The organism is Rhodococcus sp. HNM0569, from assembly GCF_012726205.1.
Lineage (GTDB): Bacteria > Actinomycetota > Actinomycetes > Mycobacteriales > Mycobacteriaceae > Rhodococcus_F.
Genome location: NZ_JAASAE010000011.1, coordinates 106,432 through 124,911, shown reverse-complemented (window position 1 = coordinate 124,911; position 18,480 = coordinate 106,432). Strand labels below are relative to the sequence as shown.

The following is an 18,480-nucleotide window of genomic DNA, read 5'->3' as shown; positions in this document are numbered from 1 at the left end:
GGTGACTACCGGAGACACGACGACGAACCGCGGCGGCGACATCACCGTCCGCTCAGCGACGGGCTCCGATCTTCCCGCGATCGCCTCGGTGCTCGGTCGCGCCTTCCATCGCGACGACCCCGTGGGCGAGTATCTCTTCCCGGACGAGTCGGTGCGCGACCGGCGACAGCCGAAGATGATCCTCACGATGGCGCGGCGCAGGCATCTGCCGCAGGGAACGGCGACCGTCGCCACGGTCGACGGCAGGATCGAAGGCGTGCTGCTGTGGCATGGCCCCGACCACACCCGTACGCCGTGGCACTCGCTGATCGGCGGCCCGGAACTCATGCGCGACATGGGAACCCGCGTGGCGGCGGGCATCCGGGTGGATGCCGCACTCGCCCGCACGGTTCCCGGAGTGCCGCATATCCTCGCGGTCTATCTCGGCGCGAGTCCGGAAAACCATCGGCGCGGTGTCGGCACCGCACTGTTCCAGGATCTCGTGGACCGAGCGGACACGCTGGGCGTGCCCGTGTGCGGTCTGTGCAAGGACTCCAATGTCCCGTTCTACGAACGCTTCGACGGCCACTTGATCGGGACGACCACCCTCGGACGACGCGGCCCGAGGGTGAACGTCATGCTGCGGGTACCGCGGCGCTGAACCGCGGCAGCGGTCACGCCTGGTTGTCGGAGATGTCCGAGAGCAGCCACTTACCGTCGACATTGGTGAGGTGCACGACGACCGGGGTGGCCGCACTGCCCTGCGCGACGGCATCGCCCGTCGCGCTCACGTTCAGGTGCGCGAGCACCTCGGCATTGTCACCCTCGAGGCGGACGACACCGATGTCGGTGACATCGGCTTGTGTTGCGGTCTTCGTCTGCTGTGCAGCCTGTTTCGTGGTGTCGGCCGTCTCGTCGAATTCCTTGCGCTTGTCCTCGGTGAGGAACCCACGCGCCTTGTCGAAGTCGGCGTCGATCGTGTCGTAGCTGTACGAGTACAGCGACTCGAGGCCCTCCGTCGTCGCCGCGGTGACTTCCGAGGTGGCGCCGGCGTCGACCCACGCCTGGTTGCCGGTGTCCGCGTCGAAGCCCGGTCGAATCGCGGCCACGACCGCGATCGCAGCGAATACGACGGCGGCGGCGAACACCGCGGCGATCGGCTTCCAGGCGACAGGCGCGGCGGGTGCCTTCTCCGGCTTCGATTCCGGCTCGGTCGGTTCCGTCGCCTCGGGAGCCGGCTCGGCAGGCTTCGTCAGGTCCGGCTTCGACTCCTTCGCGTCGGGAGCCGGTTCGACGGGGACAGGCGTCTCGGGTGCTTCGGCCCCTGGTACGTCGGCCTCGGGTGCGTCGACCTCCGGTGGTTCGGTTCCCGGCGCGTCGGCTGCGTCCCGCGGCGTGCGCCCACGGGTTCCGGCCACGTACGGACGCCGCCCCTTCGGAGCGTTGGCGGGAGTGTTCTTACGGCGTTGGGGTGGCATGGTTCACCATTTCTGTCGAGCTGCGTGCGCGGCGCGGACTACGGCCCCTCGGCGGGGGCGGCGGGTTCGGCGGGTGCCTCCTCCGCGGGAGCCTCGGCGGGCGGCGCGTCCGCGGGCGGCGCACCCTCGGCGGGGGCTTGCTCCGCGCCGGGAGTGGGCCCCGCGTCGAGCTGGATCCGGCTGCCCACCGGCTGCACCGACTCGGCCTTCCACACCCCGTCGACGTCACGCATCCCGAGGGTCATCGTGACCTTGGTGCGCTCGTACTGCTGCGGCCACGTGGTGGTGACGGCGAGCACGACGAGCGCCTTTCCGGTCTTGTCGTCGGTGTTGAGTTCGGTGAGGGCGCCGCTGAGCACCTCGCCCTTGCTCGTGGCACCGGATTGCCGCACGGCGTCGGTGAGCTGCTGGACCGTCGTGTCGAGGTCCTTGTTCATCTGGTCGCCGGTGATCGACGAACGCATGTTCTCGAACGACGCGTCGATGTTCGCGGCGTCGACCGTGTTGAGGTTGATCGCCGCCTGCTGGGCGCCGTCGAGGGCCGAGTCGCGCGCGGAGGCCACGTCGCCGTCGCCCACGACGGCTCGGACCCACGTGAATCCGAACCAGCCGGCCGCCACGACGGCGACGACCAGGAGGACGACCGCCCCGGCGAGCAGCGCTCTGCCGAGGGGCGAGGTTTCCTGCGTAGGCCCGGACGGGCCCTCGGGTTCGGCCGAAACTGTTGGTGTCACATCAATACCCTACTGATCGTCGTGCACACGCCCGTGGCTCGGCGAGGACGCCGAGCCACCGCGCTCTACTTCGGAGTGACCCCGACCAGCGGTGCGAGCTGGCTCGCGATCGGATTGAGGTCGAGCTTGTCGGGATCGACCTTGGGCTTCGAATCCCACGGCTGCGGGGTGTCGGGGTCGGCGAACTGGATGCGGTTCGCGCTGCGGACGCCGGTGACACTGCCCTGCGGCACCTCACACGACGCCTCCGAGTTGAACGGGAAGTCCTGCTGCGTGTCGTCGAAGTGCGGGTCCTCGCGCTTCATCTGGTCGAGGATTGCCTGCGTGCCCTCGTAGCCCACCGTGCACGACGGCGGGTTGTTCGTCTCGAGCACGATGCCCTGGTGCACCGTACCGTCGCCGGGCGCGATGGTCGACGCCGCCGCCGAGACGCCCGGCAGGAACAGCAGCAGGGGGTTGAGCGCGACGGCCTGCGGCGCGAGCTTCTCGGCGAGCAGTGCGAGGTTGTGCACGCCTGTGGTCAGGCCCGGGCCTGCGTCCTGGACGAGTCCGCCGAGCTGCTCGCTCGCGGGCAGACCCCCGTCGATGATGGTGCGCACGTCGGGGTCGCTGGCCCGCAGCTGCGCCGCGACGTCGTCGAGGTCGCGGCTGAACTGCCGGATCGAGGACGACTGCTCGCTCTGGGTGTCGAGCACGATGCGGCTGTCCCGGATCAGCTGGAGCGTCTCCGGCAGCGCCTCGACACCGGACTGGGTCAGCGTGGACAGCGAGTCGGCGAGCCTGCCGATCTCGTCCCCCCGGCCGTCGAGCGCGGTTCCGAGCTCACGGACGACCGTCGTCAGATCGTCGAGCGGAACCGACCGGACGAGGCCGTTGACACTCGTGAGCACCTGTTCGACCGGGACCGGAGTCTGCGTGTCGGTGATGACGGAGCCGTCGGCGAGGAAGGGCGGCTGATCCGTGTCGGGCTGCAGATCGACGTACTGCTCGCCGATCGCGGACCGGTTGGCGACCACGGCCTTCGACGACTCCGGAATGTCCGGCCCGCCCGAGTCGAGCTTGAGCTCGACACTCACCCCGTCGGACGTGAGCGACAACGCGCCCACACGCCCCACCGGGACACCGCGGTAGGTGACCTCGGCGTTGGTGAAGATGCCGCCCGAGTCCGATAGTTCGGCGTGCACGGTGTACTCGCCGAACCCGAGGAGCTTGTCGAGGCGCACGTACTGCGCGCCCACGTACACCAGGCCGAGCAGCGCGACCACGACGAACGCGATCAGCTGGACCCGGACGAGTCGAGATCTCACTGTCCTCCCCCGATTCCGAACTGTTGCAGGAAGCCTTCGAACGGATTCCGCGGAGCGTCGCCGCCCTGGTCACCGCCGTCTCCCGCGGTACCCGACGCACCCGGCAGCGGCGGCAGCGCCGGCGGCGCCCCGAACGGCAGCACCGGAAGCAGCGACACGGTGGGCCACCCCGGACGCGGACCGTTGCCACCCACGTACGGATTGCTCGGATCGATGACCGGCTTCGGCTCGCCGTAGAGCGGCGGCACGTACACCGGATCGCCCTGGCCGACGCCGAGTGCCGACAGCGCGTCGCCGATCTGCAGGTCCACGGTGAGCCACAGGTTGACCGAACCGCCCAGTGCGATCTTCTCGACGCCGTCGGGGAACGGCACGGTGGGCACGAAGGGCAGCGCGTCCGGCAGGTCCTGGCCCGCCGCGGCGAGCGCCTGCAGGGTGGGCCGCAGCGCCAGCAGGTCGTTGATGAGGTCGTCGCGCGAGCGCGTGAGCACGTCGGTGCCGACCTGCCCGAGCCGGTCGAGCTGGCCCAGCATCTGGGTGAGCTGTGGACGCTGCTCTTCGAGCACACCCGTCGCGACCGGCAGTTCGTCGAGCACGGCTTCGATCTTGTCGGTCTGCTCGGCGGTGCGGGCAGTGAGGGTGTCGAGCCCGTCGAGCGCACGCGTGATGTCGTCGCGCTGGTCGTTGAGCCCGTCGACGAGCGTGTTCGTCTGGTGCAACAGCTCTTTCACGCGACCTTCGCGGCCGTCGAGCGCGGTGCTGAGCTCGTGCACGACCGGCTGCAACTGGCCGACGCCGCCGCCGTTGAGCAACAGCGACAGCGCACCGAGCACCTGCTCGATCTCGGTGGAGTGCCGAGTGTTCGCCAACGGGATCTCGTCGCCGTCCGACAGCGTGCCGGCGGCGCCTTCCTGCGGTGGCGTGAGCTGGATGAACTTCTCGCCGAGCAGGCTGGTCTGGTCCACGGCCGCAATGGCATTCGACGGCAGGTCGACCGTGCGGTCGAGCAATATGGCGACCTCCGCGGTCCATCCGTCGTCCGCGACACCGATCGAGTCGACACGGCCCACCGGTACGCCGTCCACCTTCACCGCGGTCTGCGGCACGAGATCGAGGACGTCGTCGAACTGGATCGTGAGATGCATCGGGTCGTCGCCGACGTCGGCCCCGCCGGGCAGCGGGATGCCGTAGATGCCCTCCGACGAGCACGAGGTCGCGAGCACCGCCGCAACGGACAGCGCCGCGGTCGCGGTGGCCGCACGCCGCATCGTCCGCGCCGACACAGTCTTCCGGGTCACTGGCCACCTCCGCTGCCGAAGCCCTCGAAGCGCGGCGAGACATTGCCGGGCACCGTGCCGGGGACCACCCGGTTCTGGATGTTCTCGCCGCTCATGATGCCGAACGGGAGGGTCAACTCGGGAGTCGCGACGCGTGAGGTGACCTGATCCGCGATACCCGCGCACCGGTCGACGAGCGGCTGGGCCTGCCGGCCGAGCTGCTCGAAGCGTGGGTCGCCCGGCACGAGCTTGCCCAGATCGAGCAGCTTGCACACCGCGCCCGCGGGATCCTGCAGATCCGGGATCGTGAGCCGCGACGCGAGCGCGCCCGCCTCGGCATCGTACGAGTTGGTGAGGTTCGAGACCGCGAGCGGCAGCAGTGTGAGCGAGTTGATCAGCGAGTCGCGGTTGTCGGCGACGGCCTGCGTCACCGGCACGAGGTCGTTGATGTTCTTCGTCAGTAGCTCACGGTTGTCGCGTACGAAGTCGGCCACGTCGACGAGCGCAGGGCCCAGCAGCTGCAACGCCTTCGCGAGATCCTCACGTTCGGACGCAAGGAAGCCGGACAGGTCCGACAGCTGCGTGTTGAACTGGCGCACCTGTTCGTCGTTGGCCGCAAGCGCACTCACGAACGTCTGCAGATTCCTGACCGTGTCGAAGATGTCGCCACGGTAGTCGTTGAGTGTGCGACTCGCGTCGGACAACTGCTGGATGCTCTCGCCGAGCGCTTCTCCGTTGCCGTCCAGGTTGGCGGCACCCGACTGCACCAGGTCGGACAGCGCGCCCTCCTTGTTCGCGCCGTCGGGTCCGAGCGCGCGCGAGAGGTCCTCGATGCTCGAGTAGAGCTGATCGACCTCCACCGGCGTCGCGGTGCGCTCGCGCGGAATCGTCGCGCCGCTCGTCATCTTCGCGCCCCCCGTGTACGGCGGCGACAGCTGGATGTAGCGATCGGACACGACCGACGGCGACACCTGTGCGGCATTCGCCTCGGCCGGGACGTCGGTGCCGCGGTCGACCCGCATCTCGACCTTGACGACCTCGCCTTGCGGCTCGACCGAGCCGATCGACCCGACCTTGACGCCGAGGACGCGGACGTCGGACCCCTCGTAGATGCCGACGGACTTGTCGAAGTACGCCGTGATCTTGGTGGTGCCTGCGCGGGTGAACACCCACCACAGGGCGGTCGCCAGCAAGATCGCCGCGACGACGACGATGCTCGTGATCACGATCTGCGTGCGGCTGAACCGCCGCCGTTCGGTGTCGTGCGCGACGCCGCTCATATCAGTTCACCCCCAACGTGCGACCGGGCTCGCGCTCGCCCGGGATCTCGGGGAGCCCCGGCGGCAGGATGTTCACGATCACCTGGTCGAACCACCGGCCGTTGCCGACGACATTCGTGTACAGGCGGACGAACGGTTCGTACAGCTTCATCGCCTTGTCGATGTCCCCGAGATTGTCGTTGAGCAGACCCACCACCTGGTTCAGCTGGTCGAGGGCAGGCCCGATCTGTTCGCGATTCTCCTGGACGAGCGCGCTGAGCTGTTCCGACACGCGCTGCGTGCCGTGCAGCAGCTGCGAGATCGCCTGCTTGCGCGTGTTGAGCTCTTCCAGGAGCTTGCCACCGTCACTGATGAGCTGCGTGAACTCCTTGTTGCGGTCGGCGAGGATCTGTGTGGTGTTGGCGGTGGCGTCGAACAGGCGACGCAGCTCCTGGTCGCGACTCGAGATGGTCTGCGACAGCCGGCTCACACCGTCGAGCGACGCACGGATGTCGTCCGGCGTGCCCGAGAACGCCTGCGACAGCGTCTGCATGCTCTGCGCGAGCTGATCGGTGTCGATCTGGTCGACCGTGTCGGCAGCCGACGAGAACGCCTCGACGACGTCGTACGGCGCGGTGGTGCGTTCGAGCGGGATCGTGTCGCTCGGATCGAGCGAGTCGGAACCGCGTGGGTCGAGCGACAGGTACTTCTGTCCCAGGATCGTCTTGATCTGGATCGACGCGGACGTCTGGTCGCCCAGCCACGCGTCGCTCACCTGGAAGGCCACCGTCACCCGGTCGCCGTCGAGGTCGACCGACTTGACCTTGCCGACCTTGACGCCCGCGACGCGAACCTCGTTGTCGGGCTTGAGCCCCGCGGCTTCGGTGAACTGCGCGCGGTACACCTGACCCGCGCCGATGATCGGCAGCGAGTCGAGCGACATCGCCGCCACCGTGGCCAGGATGATCACGATGATGCCGAACGCGCCGATGGTGGCCGGATTACGCTTCTTCATTCGCCCTGCAGCTCCCTCAAGCCCTCTTGCGTGCACCGCTTCGCGGAGTTCGTGTAGAGCGGCTGGTTGACGGTGGGCAGTCCGGTCGGCAGGTTGAGCTGCGGAGCCGTACCCGGCCCGGCAGCAATGTCCACACCACACAGGTAGAACTGGAACCATGAACCGTAACTCGCTGCACGCCCGAGCTTTTCGAGTTTGACCGGGAACGTCTTCAGCGTCTCGTCGAGCTTGTCGTGGTTCTCGTTCAACGTGTTGGTGAGCGTGCCGAGCGCCGCGATCGAGTCGGTGACGGCCGGACGCGTCGGTTCGAGGATGTTCGCGGTGGCGTCGGTGAGGCCCGCGAGCGACGTGACGGCGGAGCCGATCGTGCCACGGTCGTTCGACAGGCCGGTCACCAGCTTCTGCGTGTTGACCAGCAACGAGTCGAGCTCGTCGTCGCGGCTGTTGACCGTCGCGAGCACCTCGTTGAGGTTGTCGATGACATCGCCGATGACGCGGTCCTTGTCGGCCAACGTGTTGGTGAGGCTCGCGGTATTGCGCACGAGCTCGTCGACGGTGCCTGCCTCGCCTTGGAACACCTGGATGATCTGGTACGACAGCTTGTTCACGTCGTCGGCACTGAGCGTCTGGAACAGCGGCCGGAAGCCGTTGAACAGCGTCGTGAGGTTGACCGCGGGACGGGTCTGCTCGATCGGGATCGTGTCGCCCCCGTTCAGCTTCAGCCCCTGCTTGCCCTCGCCCTGTTCGAGCGCGATGTACCGCTGCCCGACGAGATTGCGGAACCGGAGGGTCGCCGTCGTACTCGCCGGCAGCCAGTCACGATCGGACACCGTGAACTCGACCTTCGCCTCGCGCCGGTTGACGATCTCGATCTTCTCGACCTGGCCGACACGCACACCCGCGATGCGGATCTCGTCGCCTTCGTTGAGCGACGTGACGTCGGTGAAGACGGCCGAGAACTTCGTGCCGCCACCTCCACCGATGTTGGCGATCGTGGCCGCGAGCATGCCCGTGGCCAGGATCGTCACGACCGCGAACACGATGAGTTTGGTCAGCGGTGCCGCAAGCCCCCTCACTGGTAGCTCACCTCCGCTCCTCGCAACGACGGTGCGCCGATCGACGTCGTCCACGCGGGTACGTCCTCGGGCGCGATGCCTCCGGCCTGGCCGTACACCACTGCAAGCGTGTCCTTTTCGGCTTTCGAACCCTCGTACACGACGGGGGTGGCCTGCTCGCCCCAGCCCGGGACGTCGTCCGGGACGCCTTCGGGAGCGGGCAGGATGTCGAGCGGTCGCGTCGAGCCGGGGTTGCGGCTCGGCACCTGGTAGGCGCCGTCGTTGTAGGACGAGCCGCCCGGGTACTGCGGGAACTTCTTGCCCGGCTCCTTGTAGGAGTCGTAGCACGCGGGTCCACGGTCGTCGAGGAGCCGCGGCTCGTCCTGGTTGGGCAGATACCGCCCCTTCGGGTTGGTGAACTGGATGTTGGCGCGCACGCCCGGATACGGATCGTCCGGCGCGAGCAGGTCGCGTGCGACCGGCGCCGTGCGCGCGAAGCCTGCGAGCATGCACCCGAACGACGGCGAGTTGCGAGCCAGGATCTGCAGCGCCTCACGCGAGTCGGCCGCGAACGTGATGAGCGAGTCGCGGTTGGCTTCCAACAGGTCCGCGGTGCTCGATGCGGTGCCGGTGAACGACGCGAGCAACGACGACACCTGGTCCTGCTTCTCGACGAACGTGTTGCCGGTGGTGCGCAGGTTGTCGAGCGCATCGATCAGTTCGGGCGCCGCTTCGGAGTAGGTCTGCGAGAAGTCGGCAAGGCCGCGCAGGTCTTCCTGCAGGTTGGGCAGCTCGGAATTGAGCCCGCCGAAGATCTCCTGCAGCCGGTCGAGCGTGAGCCCGAACTCCTCGCCGCGGCCGCTGAAGCCCTCCGCGAGCGCGCCGAGCGTGTTCGACAGATCCTGCGGGGGAATGGCCTGCAACAACGGGAGCAGACCGTCGAGCACCTCGCCGATCTCGATGGCGTTGCCGCTCTTGTCCTGACGGATCGTGTCGCCCGCCTCGATCGCAGGCCCGGCATCGGTCTCGGGCACGACGATGGCCACGTACCGCTCGCCGAAGAGCGTCTTCGGGAGCAACCGCGCCGTCGAGTTCGCGGGGATCAGGGCGGCCTTGTCGGGTTCGAGCGCCAGCTCGGACGTGACCTCGCCGTCGACCGTGGACGTGGACCGCACCTCGCCGACGATCATGCCTCGCACCTTGACGTCGGCATTGGGCGGCAATGCGTTTCCGGCCGTGTCGGTGACGAGGTCGACTTTGACGACTTTGGTGAACACCTTGTTGAACGAGCCGATCGTGATGTACAGGAACAGTGCGAGCACGAGGAAGAACGCGATGCCCAGAATGCGGCGCCGCACCACCGTGGAAGTTCTCATCCGGCGACCCTCACCGTCGTGGACGTGCCCCAGATCGCGAGACTCAGGAAGAAGTCGAGGACGGCGATCGTGACGATCGCGGTGCGCACCGCGCGACCGACCGCGACGCCGACGCCTGCCGGACCGCCCGACGCGTGGTAGCCGTAGTAGCAGTGGATCAGGATGAGGACGAACGCGAACACGAGCACCTTCGCGAACGAGTACAGGACGTCCTCGGGTGGCAGGAACAGATTGAAGTAGTGGTCGTACGACCCGGACGACTGGCCGTTGACGACCGTCGTGATGATGCGGGATGCGAGATAGGCCGCGAGCAGGCCGACGATGTACAGCGGGATGACCGCGACGAAGCCTGCGATCATGCGGGTCGTGACGAGGAACGGCACGCTCGGCACCGCCATGACCTCGAGCGCGTCGATCTCCTCGGAGATCCGCATCGCGCCGAGCTGCGCGGTGAAACCACAACCGACGGTGGCCGACAGCGCGAGGGCCGCGACGATGGGCGCGATCTCACGGGTGTTGACGTACGCCGACAGGAAGCCGGTGAGCACGGAACTGCCCAGCTGCTCGAGGGCCGCGAAACCCTGCAGACCGACGACGATGCCGGTGAAGCCCGACATCATCGCGATGACGCCGATCGTGCCGCCGATGACGGCGAGCGCACCGCTGCCGAAGGTGACTTCGGCGAGCAGCCGCAGCACTTCCTTGCGGTAGTGGACGATCGTGTGAGGAATCCACGCGATCGAACGCGAGTAGAAAGACATCTGCTCGCCGGCCCGGTCGAGCACGTTCAGGGGTGCCCGGCCGACTCGACGGGCACGCATCAGGGCCCGGTCTCCACGGCCCTTCGCGATAGTCATCGGGTCATGATCCCTTCGCCGGAACGATCTGCAGGTACACCATCGTGAGAATCAGGTTCGCGAAGAACAGCAGCAGGAAGGTGATGACGACCGACTGGTTCACCGCTTCGCCGACGCCCTTCGGGCCGCCCTTGGGGTGCAGCCCCTTGTAGGCGGCCACCACACCCGCGATGACGCCGAAGATCGCGGCTTTCACCTCGCCGATCCACAGGTCCGGCAACTGCGCGAATGCGGAGAACGACGACAGGTAGGCACCCGGATTGCCGCTCTGCAGGATCACGTTGAAGAAGTAGCCGCCCACGATGCCGACGACGGCGACGAGGCCGTTGAGGAGAACGGCCACGAGCACCATCGCGAGCACACGCGGGACGACGAGACGCTGGACGGGGTTGATACCGAGCACTTCCATCGCGTCGATCTCCTCGCGGATGGTGCGCGAACCGAGATCGGCTGTGACGGCCGACCCGGCCGCACCCGCGACGAGCAGCGCGGTGACCAGGGGGCTGCCCTGCTGGATGACCGCGAGAACGCTCGCGGCGCCCGTGAACGACTCGGCGCCGAGCTGGCGGATGAGCGAACCCGTCTGCAACGACACGACCGCGCCGAACGGGATGGCGACCATCGCCGTCGGCAGGATCGTGACGGATGCGATGAACCATGCCTGCTCCACGAACTCGCGGAACTGGAACGGCCTTCTGAAGGTGTTGCGGACGACATCGACGAACAGTTCGACGATGTTCCCCGCCTGAGTCAGTGCCCCTGTGACCGGTGTGAGAACCGAGGCCCGGGTATCCCCCATCCGCGCTGCCTACCCTTGCTCGTAGTTCTGATCTCCAGCGCCCCTGTATGCCGGAATGACCTGGGTGTCCTGCTCGTCGTACGCGTAACCGCCCTGATCGTACGAGCCGGTGGCGTAATCGGACGGGTTCTCGACCATCGATTCGCGAATTGCTTCCTGTGCATTGGGGGGAAGCGTGTGCATGATCTCGCGCACTCGTGCCTGGCGGCGGGCGACGGCCTGTCGTTCGGGCTTGCCCGGCGTGGCGCGCATCTGGGGCACGATGCCCTCGACGTCGTCGACGCCACCCGCGTGGTGACCCGCCTCCACCATGGCCTGCTCCTGCGCCATCGTGGCTTCGTCCTTCTCCTCGGACATGCCGATCGGGCCGATCATGGTGCCGTTGAGGAACTGCTTGACCACGGGTTCCTCGCTGGTGAGCAGCACCTCCCGCGGACCGAACATCACGAGATGCCTGCGGAACAACATGCCGATGTTGTCGGGCACCGTACGCGCGAGATTGATGTTGTGCGACACGATCAGGATCGTGGCGTCGATCTCGGCGTTGATGTCGATCAGTGTCTGCGAGATGTACGTGGTGCGGACCGGGTCGAGACCCGAGTCCGGCTCGTCGACGAGGATGATCTCGGGATCGAGCACGAGCGCGCGGGCGAGCCCGGCACGCTTGCGCATACCACCGGAGATCTCACCCGGCAGCTTGTCCTCGGCGCCGATCAGACCGGTGATCTCGAGCTTCTCCATCACGATCTTGCGAATGTCCGACTCGGACTTCTTGGTGTGCTCCCGGAGCGGGAACGCCACGTTGTCGTACAGGTTCATCGAACCGAACAGCGCGCCGTCCTGGAAAAGCACACCGAACAGTTTGCGAATTTCGTACAGTTCCTTCGACGAGCACTGGAGGATGTCGGTTCCGTCGATCACGATCGAGCCCTCTTCGGGCCGCAGCAGCCCGATGAGCGACTTCAAGAACACCGACTTACCCGTACCCGACGGCCCGAGCAGGGCGCTCACTTCGCCCCGCGGCAGCGTCAGCGATACGTCCTGCCAGATCTTCTGCGAGCCGAAGGACTTGGTCAGTCCCTCGACGGCGACCTCGACACCCACGATTACCTCCACGACGTCCGATGCAGTATGTATGCGTTCCCCCCACCTGTCGCGAACCGACTCGGTCACGACCCGCACACCAGGGGCACGACCCCCTCGGCGTGCGGCCCAGGGACTGGCCCCCATGTCGTGCGACCTTGTGGGTTGCGTCACCTTACCGCATCGGGGTGTTAGCTGTGACACGCATCCTACTCACGAGTAAGGAAGGAAGACAACACGGGGTCACGTCCATCGTGGAAGATTGTCCGATCCCACCGAACTGTCCGAAATTACCTGTCCCATAACACATCCGAGGAGCGCTTGTGCCGTGAGACGACGAGAGGGCCGTTCCCCACGATGGGGGAACGGCCCTCTCGGACGTTCTCGGAACGCGCCGCCGGGTCGAATCGCGCCCGGCGGCGACACGCCGCGAAGGTCTTACTTGACGGTGACCGATGCGCCGGCAGCCTCGAGCTTCTCCTTGGCAGCGTCGGCAGCTTCCTTGGCGACCTTCTCCAGGATCGGCTTCGGAGCGCCCTCGACGAGGTCCTTGGCTTCCTTCAGGCCCAGGCCCGAGACGACCTCACGGACGACCTTGATGACCTGGATCTTCTTGTCGCCTGCACCCTCGAGGATGACGTCGAACTCGTCCTGCTCCGACTCGGCCGGAGCCTCGCCACCGGCAGCGGGGGCACCCGCAGCGGCGACGGCGACCGGAGCAGCCGCGGTGACCTCGAAGGTCTCCTCGAAGGCCTTCACGAACTCCGAGAGCTCGAGGAGGGTGAGTTCCTTGAACTGGTCGAGCAGTTCTTCAGTGCTGAGCTTCGCCATTGTGGCGTCCTTCCTGTAAGTCCCATGTCGCCGATCCGCGACCGGGCGGGGTTGTCAGTGATGCGCGGGTGCGGATCAGCTTTCGGCGGCCTCGGCGGACGACCCGCCCTCGGCAGCCTTCTTCTCCTGCAGCGCGGCGGCCAGACGGGCCACCTGCGACGCGGGAGCGTTGAACAGGCCTGCGGCCTTTGCCAAGTTGCCCTTCATCGCGCCGGCGAGCTTGGCCAGCAGGACCTCGCGGGACTCGAGGTCCGCGATCTGCTCGACCTGCTGCACGGACAGCGGAGCGCCGTCCATGTAGCCGCCCTTGATGACGAGAGCCTTGTTGTCCTTCGCGAAGTTCTTCAGCGCCTTCGCGGCGTCGACCGGCTCGCCCTTGATGAATGCAATGGCGGTCGGACCGACGAACAGATCGTCAAGACCCTCGACGCCCGCTTCTGCAGCGGCGCGCTTGACCAGGGTGTTCTTGGCGACGGAGTAGGTGGCACCTTCTCCGAGAGCGCGTCGCAGAGTCGTGATGCTGCCCACCGAGAGACCGCGGTACTCCGTGATCACAGCGGCAGTCGAACCCTTGAACTGCTCGGTGATCTCCGCAACCGCGGAAACCTTCTCAGGCTTTGCCATACTTCGCCTCCTCTCGTGACAGTCGTTGTCCCCAGCTTCGACCGCGCGCCGATCGGGGTTGCCGACTGACACACCCTGAACATGCAAAACGCCCCGGGCGCAGGCCACGGGGCGTCACAGAGAAGGCAGTCGCAGCTCGCACCGCGGCGCCGTCCCTCACCTCGTTCTCCTGCGTGGGCCGCCGGACAGGTCCGGGCTTTCAATCACGACCGGCGCAGCCGGACATGATCACCAACGGTCTCGGGTAGAACATGATTTCGGGATGGAGGACGCTCGAACCGAACGAACTCCGTAGGACAGAGTACGCGAAGCGCCCACCACCTGCAAAATCGTCCACGCTCGGACGACGGGGCGCACAACTCCGGGATATACCCGTTACACGTAGTTACATGTATTGCTACGGTGCTCGGCATGACGGTTCTCACCCCGCCCGTACCCGGGCTCTCCCGCGTACGCCGATTCGCGGCACTGGCCGTGATCTGCCTCGCCGAACTCCTCGTCGTGCTCGACAACACGGTCGTCAACGTCGCCCTGCCGTCGCTCGGCGTCGAACTGCGCACCTCGGTGAGCGGGCTGCAGTGGGTCGTCGACGCGTACACCCTCACCTTCGCGGGCCTGCTCCTCGCGTTCGGCAACCTCGGCGACCGGTACGGCCGAAGGCGGATCATGGTCGTCGGCCTCGTGGGCGTCGCGGCGATGTCGACCGCCGGTGCCCTCTCCGGCTCGCTCGAACAGGTGATCGCCGCACGCGCCGCGATGGGCGTGTTCGCCGCCGCGGTCTTCCCCGCGACGCTCGCGCTGATCATCAACATCTTCACCGACGCCCGCGAACGCGCACTCGCGATCGCGGCGTGGACCGCGATGGCCGGGTTCGCGATCGCGATCGGCCCCACGGCGGGCGGGTGGCTGCTCGAGCACTTCAGCTGGCACTCGGTGTTCTGGATGAACGTGCCGGTGGCAGCGGTCGCCGTGCTCGCCGTGCTCGCGCTCGTGCCCGAATCGCGCGCGACGACCGTCGGACGGTTCGACCTCGTCGGCATCGTGACCTCGGTCGTCGGCATCACCGTGCTCGTGTGGGCAATCATCGAAGCGCCGCACCACGGGTGGCTCTCGCCCACGACCCTCACCGCGGCCACGCTCGCCGTCGTCGCGCTCGCCGCGTTCGTGTGGCGCGAGCTGCGCGTGACGCACCCGATCCTCGACCTCCGGCTCTTCCGCAACCGCAGGTTCGCACTGCCCGCACTCGCCATCGCTGTCGCCTACTTCTCGCTGTTCGGCTTCCTGTTCCTCATCACGCAGTACTTCCAGGGAGTGCGGGAGTACAGCCCGCTCGCGTTCGGCATCGCGTCTCTCCCGTTCGCGGTCGCCGTCGCACTCGGCGCACCGATCGCGACCTTGCTCGCCCAACGCGTCGGCGCCGCCGCCGTCATCGTGCTCGGCCTCGCGTTCACCGCGGTCGGACTGTTCATCGCGGGCACGGTCGAGGTGGACAGCAGCTACCTCACGGTCGTGCTCCCGTCGATGGTGTCGATGGCCCTCGGCATCGGCATCGTGCAGGGCCCTGCGACCGAGTCGATCATGTCCACGCTCCCGCTCGACCAGGCAGGCGCGGGATCAGCCGTCAACGACACGACCCGCGAGATCGGCGGCACCCTCGGCGTCGCAGTGCTCGGCTCGATCGTCGCGTCGTACTACACGACCAGGATCCGTCCGGCTCTCGACGCGGTGCCCGCGACCCTCATGACCGACGACCAGAAGGACTTCGCGAGTGCATCGGTGCTCAGCGTCCTCGAGATCCGCAAGGCAGACCTGCCTGCCTTCCTCGACAGCCGCCGGGAGGAGCTGATCCTCACGATGAAGACCACGGTGCTCGAGGGCGTCACGACCGCGTCACTCGTCGCGAGCGGGGCCGTCGTGCTCGCGGCGATCGCGGTCGCGGTGTTCATGCCGTGGCGGCCCGACGGCCGCGGCACCATGCTCGCGTTCCGCGACGGTGACCGGACAGTCGCGTTCCGCGACGGTGACCGGACGGTCGCGTTCCGCGACGGTGACGAGTAGCGCGGCACCCACAGACACCAGAAGGGCCGGCACGGAATGTCCGTGCCGGCCCTTCTGCGCTGTTTCGTCGAAGCGACTTACGCGTCGGTGTCCTCGAGAAGGTTGCGCGTGCGGTTCGGGTCCACCGGGATGCCCGGTCCGGTGGTGGTCGAAACCGTGACCTTCTTGACGTAGCGGCCCTTCGCCGACGACGGCTTCGCACGCAGGATCTCGTCCAGCGCGGCGCCGTAGTTCTCGACCAGCTTCGCGTCGTCGAAGGACGCCTTGCCGATCACGAAGTGCAGGTTGGCCTGCTTGTCGACGCGGAAGTTGATCTTGCCGCCCTTGATGTCGTTGACAGCCTTCGTGACGTCCGCCGTGACCGTGCCGGTCTTCGGGTTCGGCATCAGGCCACGCGGTCCCAGCACGCGGGCGATGCGGCCGACCTTGGCCATCTGGTCCGGCGTCGCAATCGCGGCGTCGAAGTCGGTCCAGCCACCCTGGATGCGCTCGATGAGGTCCTCGGAGCCCACCGCGTCGGCGCCTGCGGCCTCGGCCTCGGCGGCCTTCTCGCCGACGGCGAACACGACGACACGTGCCGTCTTGCCGGTGCCGTTGGGCAGGTTGACGGTGCCGCGCACCATCTGGTCCGCCTTGCGGGGGTCGACGCCCAGGCGAACCGCGACCTCGACGGTCGCGTCCATCTTGGACGACGAGGTTTCCTTCGCGAGCTTCGCAGCCTGGAGGGGGCTGTAGAGCTTGCTGCTGTCGATCTTCTCGGCTGCGGCGCGATACGCCTTGCTGCGCTGTGCCATGTCTTCACGTCCTAACGTCTCGCCCGTGTGGGCGAATGGATCGATGTGGTGACGGGGCCTGGCCGGCCCTCCCACGGGGGTGCGGAGGCGGATCAGCCGTTGACGGTGATGCCCATCGAGCGCGCGGTGCCTGCGATGATCTTCGCGGCCTGCTCGATGTCCTTCGCGTTGAGGTCTTCCTGCTTGGTCTTCGCGATCTCGCGCACCTGGTCCATGGTGACCGACGCCACCTTGGTCTTGTGCGGCTCGCCCGAGCCCTTCTGCACGCCCGCTGCCTTGAGGAGCAGCTTGGCGGCAGGCGGGGTCTTGAGCTTGAAGTCGAACGAACGGTCTTCGTAGACCGAGATCTCGACCGGGATCACGTTGCCACGCTGCGACTCGGTCGCCGCGTTGTAGGCCTTGCAGAACTCCATGATGTTCACGCCGTGCTGGCCCAGCGCGGGACCGACGGGCGGAGCAGGGTTGGCCTGACCGGCCTGGATCTGAAGCTTGATCAGCCCTGCGAGCTTCTTCTTCTTGGGGGGCATCTTTTCGTTCCTAGTTTCTTGCTGGGTGTGGTTCTTGCGTACTGCAGTGCAAGTTCGATGTGCGGTCGCGCCGCGTCAGATCTTCTCGACCTGGTTGAAGCCCAACTCGACCGGCGTCTCACGACCGAAGATCGACACCAGGACCTTGAGCTTCTGCTGCTCGGCGTTGACCTCGCTGATGCTCGCGGGAAGCGTGGCGAACGGGCCGTCCATGACGGTGACCGACTCGCCGACCTCGAAGTCGACCTCGATGGCCGGCTTCGCGACCGCCTCGCCCGCGGCCTGTTCGCCACCGGCGGCCGGTGCTGCGGCCGTCTTCTTCTGGTCCTGCTGCGGGAGCAGGAACTTGACGACCTCGTTGATCGACAGCGGCGACGGCCTCGACGTGGCGCCGACGAAGCCTGTGACTCCCGGCGTGTTGCGCACCGCGCCCCACGACTCGTCGTTGAGTTCCATCCGCACCAGGATGTAGCCCGGCAGCACCTTGCGGTTGACCTGCTTGCGCTGGCCGTTCTTGATCTCGGTGACCGACTCGGTGGGCACCTCGACCTGGAAGATGTAGTCGCCCACGTCGAGGTTCTGGACGCGAGTCTCGAGGTTGGCCTTCACCTTGTTCTCGTAGCCGGCGTACGAGTGGATGACATACCAGTCGCCCGGCGCGCGCCGCTGCGCGGCCTTGAACTCCGCAACCGGGTCGACCTCTGCTTCGTCCACCTCTGCTTCGTCGACCGCTGCCGCGTCGCCGGACACGGCGGCGTCCGCATCGCCCGCGGCGTCGGCCTGGGAATCGGCGTCCTCCGTGGCAGCCTCGACGTCCACTTCGGCGGCCGCCTCGGCAGAGACACGCTCGTCGACCGCGGCGTCGTCGGCCGTGGCCTCATTCGTGTCGTTCTCGGGGGTGCTCACTGGGGCACTCGCTTCCTTTCGTGACTCGTGGCGTCGATCCAGCGGACCGGATCAGCCGAACAACCAGGTGACGCCCTTGATGACGCCGAGGTCGAGAAGTCCGATGAATGCCACCATGAACGCCACGAACACGAGCACGACGGTCGTGTAGGTGACCATCTGCTTGCGGTTGGGCCAGATGACCTTGCGGAGCTCGGCGACGACCTCGCGGAAGAACCGGACGAGCCGCTTGAAGATGTTCTCCTTGCGGTCGGCGGACTTCTTTTTCTTGGCTGCCTTGCCGTTGCCGGCTGTCTTGCCGTCTGCAGTTTTCGTGCGCGCGGACCGCGAGTCCGCGACAGTCACTTTGCCACGCGCACCTGCGCCGTCGTCGGAGTTCGCGCCGGTTGCCCGGCCGCGACGCTTGCCGCTCGGCTTGCCGGTGGGTGCGACGGAGCGAGCGGAGCCGGTGGCGTCGACGCCCTCGGGGTCGACGGACCCGGAAGTGTCGCCGTCGCGCTTCGCGCGATCCTCGCTCACGT

General features: G+C 67.2%; 19 protein-coding genes. 2 read left to right on the top strand and 17 right to left on the bottom strand.

All coding sequences use genetic code 11. From position 1 onward, the window contains the following. Nucleotide 1: 1 nt before the first annotated feature. On the top strand, nucleotides 2-640 hold the full coding sequence (locus tag HCA44_RS15645; RefSeq protein WP_169649996.1) for a GNAT family N-acetyltransferase: 639 nt from the start codon (nucleotides 2-4) through the stop codon (nucleotides 638-640). 13 nt (nucleotides 641-653) lie between these two features. Here HCA44_RS15645 and HCA44_RS15640 read toward each other — a convergent pair whose 3' ends face one another. The 13 genes from HCA44_RS15640 to rplJ all read right to left on the bottom strand — a co-directional run bounded on the left by HCA44_RS15640 (nucleotide 654) and on the right by rplJ (nucleotide 13,674). Beyond that, the gene (locus HCA44_RS15640; protein WP_169649994.1) at nucleotides 654-1,457 is read right to left on the bottom strand and encodes a hypothetical protein; all 804 of its coding nucleotides are present in this window, start codon (nucleotides 1,455-1,457) and stop codon (nucleotides 654-656) included. A gap of 38 nt (nucleotides 1,458-1,495) precedes the next feature. Continuing rightward, nucleotides 1,496-2,116, bottom strand: coding sequence for a hypothetical protein (locus tag HCA44_RS15635; protein WP_169650041.1), 621 nt, complete (start codon nucleotides 2,114-2,116; stop codon nucleotides 1,496-1,498). A 140-nt stretch (nucleotides 2,117-2,256) separates the two neighbouring features. Then, entirely contained in the window at nucleotides 2,257-3,498 is a 1,242-nt protein-coding gene (locus HCA44_RS15630; protein ID WP_169649992.1) for an MlaD family protein, read from the bottom strand. Beyond that, complete coding sequence (locus HCA44_RS15625) at nucleotides 3,495-4,766, bottom strand: MCE family protein (RefSeq protein WP_169650039.1); 1,272 nt, start codon at nucleotides 4,764-4,766, stop codon at nucleotides 3,495-3,497. The genes HCA44_RS15630 and HCA44_RS15625 overlap by 4 nt, the downstream gene beginning before the upstream one ends. 26 nt (nucleotides 4,767-4,792) lie before the next feature. After that, nucleotides 4,793-6,055 (bottom strand): MCE family protein, encoded by a 1,263-nt coding sequence (locus tag HCA44_RS15620; protein ID WP_169649990.1) that lies wholly within the window; start codon nucleotides 6,053-6,055, stop codon nucleotides 4,793-4,795. Nucleotide 6,056: 1 nt separating this feature from the next. Beyond that, nucleotides 6,057-7,049, bottom strand: a complete 993-nt coding sequence (locus HCA44_RS15615) for an MCE family protein (protein WP_169649988.1) — start codon at nucleotides 7,047-7,049, stop codon at nucleotides 6,057-6,059. After that, on the bottom strand, nucleotides 7,046-8,125 hold the full coding sequence (locus HCA44_RS15610) for an MlaD family protein (protein WP_169649986.1): 1,080 nt from the start codon (nucleotides 8,123-8,125) through the stop codon (nucleotides 7,046-7,048). Before HCA44_RS15610 ends, HCA44_RS15615 begins: the two co-directional genes overlap by 4 nt. Continuing rightward, nucleotides 8,122-9,480, bottom strand: coding sequence for an MCE family protein (locus tag HCA44_RS15605; protein WP_169649984.1), 1,359 nt, complete (start codon nucleotides 9,478-9,480; stop codon nucleotides 8,122-8,124). The genes HCA44_RS15610 and HCA44_RS15605 overlap by 4 nt, the downstream gene beginning before the upstream one ends. Further along, nucleotides 9,477-10,337, bottom strand: a complete 861-nt coding sequence (locus tag HCA44_RS15600; RefSeq protein WP_169649982.1) for an ABC transporter permease — start codon at nucleotides 10,335-10,337, stop codon at nucleotides 9,477-9,479. The genes HCA44_RS15605 and HCA44_RS15600 overlap by 4 nt, the downstream gene beginning before the upstream one ends. 4 nt (nucleotides 10,338-10,341) lie before the next feature. Beyond that, nucleotides 10,342-11,136: an ABC transporter permease gene (locus tag HCA44_RS15595; protein WP_169649980.1), complete on the bottom strand. Its 795-nt coding sequence runs from the start codon at nucleotides 11,134-11,136 to the stop codon at nucleotides 10,342-10,344. 9 nt (nucleotides 11,137-11,145) lie between these two features. After that, the gene (locus HCA44_RS15590) at nucleotides 11,146-12,243 is read right to left on the bottom strand and encodes an ABC transporter ATP-binding protein (RefSeq protein WP_346764745.1); all 1,098 of its coding nucleotides are present in this window, start codon (nucleotides 12,241-12,243) and stop codon (nucleotides 11,146-11,148) included. 414 nt (nucleotides 12,244-12,657) lie between these two features. Beyond that, the gene (rplL, locus tag HCA44_RS15585) at nucleotides 12,658-13,050 is read right to left on the bottom strand and encodes a 50S ribosomal protein L7/L12 (RefSeq protein ID WP_169649978.1); all 393 of its coding nucleotides are present in this window, start codon (nucleotides 13,048-13,050) and stop codon (nucleotides 12,658-12,660) included. Between the two features lie 75 nt (nucleotides 13,051-13,125). Continuing rightward, nucleotides 13,126-13,674: a 50S ribosomal protein L10 gene (gene rplJ, locus HCA44_RS15580; RefSeq protein ID WP_169649976.1), complete on the bottom strand. Its 549-nt coding sequence runs from the start codon at nucleotides 13,672-13,674 to the stop codon at nucleotides 13,126-13,128. Nucleotides 13,675-14,085: 411 nt separating this feature from the next. Between rplJ and HCA44_RS15575 the strand changes: the two genes are divergently transcribed. Next, on the top strand, nucleotides 14,086-15,732 hold the full coding sequence (locus HCA44_RS15575; protein WP_169649974.1) for an MFS transporter: 1,647 nt from the start codon (nucleotides 14,086-14,088) through the stop codon (nucleotides 15,730-15,732). Between the two features lie 77 nt (nucleotides 15,733-15,809). On the opposite strand, the gene rplA is transcribed toward HCA44_RS15575, so the two are convergent. The 4 genes from rplA to secE form a co-directional block, all read right to left on the bottom strand. Further along, a complete protein-coding gene (gene rplA / locus HCA44_RS15570; protein WP_169649972.1) occupies nucleotides 15,810-16,526 on the bottom strand; it encodes a 50S ribosomal protein L1 in 717 nt (238 codons plus the stop codon). Between the two features lie 92 nt (nucleotides 16,527-16,618). Next, on the bottom strand, nucleotides 16,619-17,053 hold the full coding sequence (gene rplK / locus HCA44_RS15565) for a 50S ribosomal protein L11 (protein ID WP_169649970.1): 435 nt from the start codon (nucleotides 17,051-17,053) through the stop codon (nucleotides 16,619-16,621). A gap of 75 nt (nucleotides 17,054-17,128) precedes the next feature. Continuing rightward, nucleotides 17,129-17,959 carry a transcription termination/antitermination protein NusG gene (gene nusG, locus HCA44_RS15560; RefSeq protein ID WP_169649968.1) on the bottom strand — a complete coding sequence of 277 codons (831 nt, stop codon included), beginning with the start codon at nucleotides 17,957-17,959 and terminating at the stop codon, nucleotides 17,129-17,131. Nucleotides 17,960-18,010: 51 nt separating this feature from the next. After that, on the bottom strand, nucleotides 18,011-18,478 hold the full coding sequence (gene secE / locus HCA44_RS15555) for a preprotein translocase subunit SecE (RefSeq protein WP_169649967.1): 468 nt from the start codon (nucleotides 18,476-18,478) through the stop codon (nucleotides 18,011-18,013). Between the last annotated feature and the right edge of the window lie 2 nt (nucleotides 18,479-18,480).

Bases quoted from the DNA above. Each gene is read 5' to 3' on its own strand.
- rplL (WP_169649978.1), bottom strand. From the start codon at position 13,050: ATGGCGAAGCTCAGCACTGAAGAACTGCTCGACCAGTTCAAGGAACTC.
- rplJ (WP_169649976.1), bottom strand. From the start codon at position 13,674: ATGGCAAAGCCTGAGAAGGTTTCCGCGGTTGCGGAGATCACCGAGCAG.
- HCA44_RS15615 (WP_169649988.1), bottom strand. From the start codon at position 7,049: ATGAAGAAGCGTAATCCGGCCACCATCGGCGCGTTCGGCATCATCGTG.
- HCA44_RS15640 (WP_169649994.1), bottom strand. From the start codon at position 1,457: ATGCCACCCCAACGCCGTAAGAACACTCCCGCCAACGCTCCGAAGGGG.
- HCA44_RS15600 (WP_169649982.1), bottom strand. From the start codon at position 10,337: ATGACTATCGCGAAGGGCCGTGGAGACCGGGCCCTGATGCGTGCCCGT.
- rplK (WP_169649970.1), bottom strand. From the start codon at position 17,053: ATGCCCCCCAAGAAGAAGAAGCTCGCAGGGCTGATCAAGCTTCAGATC.
- HCA44_RS15605 (WP_169649984.1), bottom strand. From the start codon at position 9,480: ATGAGAACTTCCACGGTGGTGCGGCGCCGCATTCTGGGCATCGCGTTC.
- HCA44_RS15575 (WP_169649974.1), top strand. From the start codon at position 14,086: ATGACGGTTCTCACCCCGCCCGTACCCGGGCTCTCCCGCGTACGCCGA.
- HCA44_RS15620 (WP_169649990.1), bottom strand. From the start codon at position 6,055: ATGAGCGGCGTCGCGCACGACACCGAACGGCGGCGGTTCAGCCGCACG.
- HCA44_RS15625 (WP_169650039.1), bottom strand. From the start codon at position 4,766: ATGCGGCGTGCGGCCACCGCGACCGCGGCGCTGTCCGTTGCGGCGGTG.
- rplA (WP_169649972.1), bottom strand. From the start codon at position 16,526: ATGGCACAGCGCAGCAAGGCGTATCGCGCCGCAGCCGAGAAGATCGAC.
- HCA44_RS15595 (WP_169649980.1), bottom strand. From the start codon at position 11,136: ATGGGGGATACCCGGGCCTCGGTTCTCACACCGGTCACAGGGGCACTG.